Genomic DNA, 3,433 nt, shown 5'->3' on the forward strand with positions numbered 1-3,433 from the left:
GTAGAGGGAGAGGGCTTGGGGTCGCGGCGGTCGTGCTGCTGCTGGCCGGGATCGTGCTCGTGACGGCCGGGCTCGTCCTGGGCCGGGGCGGGCACCAGGCGTCCGAGGTGGGCAGCGGGAGCATGGACCCGACGTACCGGCAGGGCGACAGGATCGTCACCGAGGAGATCGGCGGCGATGACATCCGGCGCGGCGACGTGGTCCTGTCCTCCATTCCTGAGCGGGTGCCTGAGGGGCTCGCGTTGCAGCGGGTGGTGGCGCTGGGCGGCGACCGTATCGCCTATCGGCGCGGGGACGCCGCGTTGACGCTGAACGGGCGGCCGCTCGACGAGCCGTACGTGAGGGCCGGCGAGCCGGGCGACGGCGTGACGTCGTTCGACGTGGAGGTGCCGGAGGGCCGGATGTTCCTGCTCGGGGACAACCGGGGGAACTCGCGCGACTCCCGCTACTTCCTCTCCGAGCAGTCCGGCACGGTCGCCGTCGGTGCCGTGCGCGCCCGGGTGCTCGACGACTGGACGGTTCCGGTCCTGCTCGTCGCGGGCGGGTTCGTCGGCGTCGTGCTGTTGCTGGTCGGTGGGGGGCTCGGGGTGGCGTCGCTGGTGGCGGGCCGGCGGAAGGCCGTGGTGACGCCGGAGTGGGCGGCGACGCCACCACCGCAGGTGCGGTGAGACATGCCGCCACCGCAGGTGCGGTGAGACACGGCTAAGGCCCCCGCCGATCCGGCGGGGGCCTTCGTCGCGCCGTACGGGCGTACGGGGTGTCAGTGCGTGGACGGGCCGCCGGGCGTGGTGGCCGGGTTCTCGCCCGCCGCTGCCGCCGCCTCGCTGTAGATGTCCGGCTCCAGGTAGATCACCCGGGCGATCGGGACGGCCGCGCGGATGCGGTCCTCCGCGGCGTTGATCGCGTGGGCGACCTCGGTGGCGGTCTCGTCGTGCCGGACCGCGATCTTGGCGGCGACGAGCAGCTCCTCCGGGCCAAGGTGCAGCGTGCGCATGTGGATGACGCGGGTGACCGTGTCGCCGTCGACGAGCGCGGCCTGGATCTTGTCCACGTCCTCCGTGCCCGCCGCCTCGCCGAGGAGGAGCGACTTGGTCTCGGCGGCCAGGACGATCGCGATGATGATCAGCAGGACGCCGATGCAGAGGGTGCCGATGCCGTCCCAGACGCCGTCGCCGGTGACGATCGCGAGGCTGACGCCGACGAGCGCCAGGATCAGACCGACCAGCGCGCCGAGGTCCTCCAGGAGGACGACCGGCAGCTCGGGGGCCTTGGCGCGGCGGATGAAGTCCTTCCAGGACAGGTTGCCGCGCGTCTGGTTCGACTCGACGATCGCCGTGCGGAAGGAGAAGGTCTCCGCGATGATCGCGAACACCAGGACGCCGACGGGCCAGTACCAGGCCTCGATCTCGTGCGGGTGCTTGATCTTCTCGTAGCCCTCGTAGATGGCGAACATGCCACCCACGGAGAAGAGGACGATCGAGACCAGGAAGGCGTAGATGTAACGCTCGCGGCCGTAGCCGAAGGGGTGCTGGGGGGTCGCCTCGCGCTTGGCCTTCTTCCCGCCGAGCAGCAGCAGGCCCTGGTTGCCCGAGTCGGCGAGCGAGTGCACGCTCTCCGCGAGCATCGAGGACGAGCCACTGAAGAGGAACGCCACAAACTTGGCTACTGCGATCGCGAGGTTGGCGGCGAGTGCCGCCACGATCGCCTTGGTTCCGCCTGACGCACTCATGGGTGCCGGATGTCCCTTCCTTGGTGCCGCGGCCCTGGCGCCGCCGTACGGCCGCACATTGTTGCAGCTTGCTGTGGCCGCGTGTGCGGACGGTACGTCAGGCGACCACAGTTGCGCGGAAGAGTGTGCCCGTACCGGACAATCGCACCGTTTCGCCTGCCGGTACGAAGGCCGACCGGCCGGGGGCGAGCGTCAGCTCGCCGGCGCGGACCTCACCCGCCGTGCAGAGCAGGATCTGCGGGGTGGCCGACGGGAGGGTGCGGGGCGCGGCGCCGGGGGCGAGGACGTGGCGCGAGAGGCGGAACTCCTCGATCGGCGTGTCGTACAGCTCCTCGCCGGTGGAGGACGACGCCTCGGGTCGCAAAACGGCCGGGTCGCCCGCCTCGAAGCGGACGACGCGCAGGAGTTCGGGGACGTCGACGTGCTTGGGGGTGAGGCCGCAGCGCAGGACGTTGTCGGAGTTCGCCATGATCTCGACGCCGAGGCCGCCGAGGTACGCGTGCGGGACTCCGGCGCCGAGGAAGAGTGCCTCGCCGGGCTGGAGCCGGACGTGGTTCAGCAGCATGGCGGCGATCACGCCCGGGTCGCCCGGGAAGTGGTGCGCGAGGGTCGCGTACGGGGCGTACGCGCCGCCCAGGCGGTCGGCGGCGGCCGCGGCGGAGGTGACCGTCTCCGCCATCTCGGCGCGGTCCGCCGACAGTACGGCGGTGAGCACCTCGCGGAGGGCGGCCTCCTCGGGGTGGGCGTGCAGGAGGTCGACGTACGGCTTGAGGGAGTCGACGTCGAGCGCCGCGAGCACGTCGGCCGACTCGGCGGGGGCGCGGAAGCCGCAGAAGCCCTCGAAGGGGGTCAGGGCACAGATCAGTTCGGGCTTGTGGTTCGCGTCCCGGTAGTTGCGGTGGGGGGCGTCGATCGGGACCCCGGCGCTCTCCTCGGCGGCGTAACCCTCCCTCGCCTGGGCGAGGTTCGGGTGGACCTGGAGGGAGAGGGGGGCGCCGGCCGCGAGGATCTTGAGGAGGAAGGGGAGGCGGGGGCCGAACTTCCGTACCGCGGCTTCGCCCAGTTCCGCTTCGGGGGCCGCGTCGATGACCGCCGACAGTGGCTGCTCGCCCGCGCCGTCTCCGCGGTCGACGCGGGACGGGGCGCCGGGGTGGGCCCCCATCCACATCTCGGCCTGGGGTTCGCCGGTGGGGGCGGTGCCGAGGAGGGCCGGGATGGCGGTCGTGGAGCCCCAGGCGTAGGGGCGCACGGTGTTCGAGAGGCGGTCCATGGGGCTTCCCCTGGGTGTGGTGGCTGCTGCGTGTGGTGACCCTTGGCGGTACGGCCTTCGGCGGTGGGGCTGGTCCCACCTCGGTGGGCTGGCTGATGGGGCTTGTGGTGCCGGTGGTGCTGCCGCTGTCAGGTGCTCGTGCTCATGATCCGCCTGCGGAAGCGAGCGCCAGGTAAACGGCGGCGAAATCCGTGATGGCGAGCATCTCTGCGACGTTCTCCAGCTCGCTGGCGTCCTCGGGCTCGATCTCGCTGATGGCCGTGTCGTGGCTCAGCGCGAGTTCGCGGGCGGCGGGGGCTGCGGTCATGCCGCCCGTGGGGCGGTCCCGCAGGAGCACCACGCGCGCGTGCAGCGCCTGGGCCTCGTTGACGCGGTCGCGGAAGAAGTCGTCGGGGTCGGCGCCGGCGGCGAAGGCTCCGGAGAGCAGCACGCCG

Annotated in this window: 4 protein-coding genes; 1 reads left to right on the forward strand and 3 read right to left on the reverse strand. The window is 72.2% G+C overall.

What is annotated here, in order from left to right:
- On the forward strand, positions 1-668 hold a 668-nt coding region (lepB, locus tag E2E34_RS32660), incomplete at its 5' end, for a signal peptidase I (RefSeq protein WP_244316355.1).
- Positions 669-760: 92 nt separating this feature from the next.
- Here lepB and E2E34_RS32665 read toward each other — a convergent pair.
- The 3 genes from E2E34_RS32665 to E2E34_RS32675 form a co-directional block, all read right to left on the reverse strand.
- Positions 761-1,729, reverse strand: a complete 969-nt coding sequence (locus E2E34_RS32665; RefSeq protein ID WP_138905456.1) for a cation diffusion facilitator family transporter — start codon at positions 1,727-1,729, stop codon at positions 761-763.
- Between the two features lie 97 nt (positions 1,730-1,826).
- Entirely contained in the window at positions 1,827-2,999 is a 1,173-nt protein-coding gene (manA, locus tag E2E34_RS32670) for a mannose-6-phosphate isomerase, class I (protein ID WP_138905457.1), read from the reverse strand.
- Positions 3,000-3,141: 142 nt separating this feature from the next.
- On the reverse strand, positions 3,142-3,433 hold a 292-nt coding region (locus tag E2E34_RS32675), incomplete at its 5' end, for an SIS domain-containing protein (RefSeq protein WP_279637920.1).

Origin of the sequence: Streptomyces albidochromogenes, assembly GCF_005981925.1 — a bacterium.
GTDB classification, from domain to species: Bacteria; Actinomycetota; Actinomycetes; order Streptomycetales; family Streptomycetaceae; genus Streptomyces; species Streptomyces albidochromogenes.

What these genes read in the sequence shown, in the direction of transcription:
- manA (WP_138905457.1), bottom strand. Translation starts at nt 2,999, where the DNA reads ATGGACCGCCTCTCGAACACCGTGCGCCCCTACGCCTGGGGCTCCACG.
- E2E34_RS32665 (WP_138905456.1), bottom strand. Translation starts at nt 1,729, where the DNA reads ATGAGTGCGTCAGGCGGAACCAAGGCGATCGTGGCGGCACTCGCCGCC.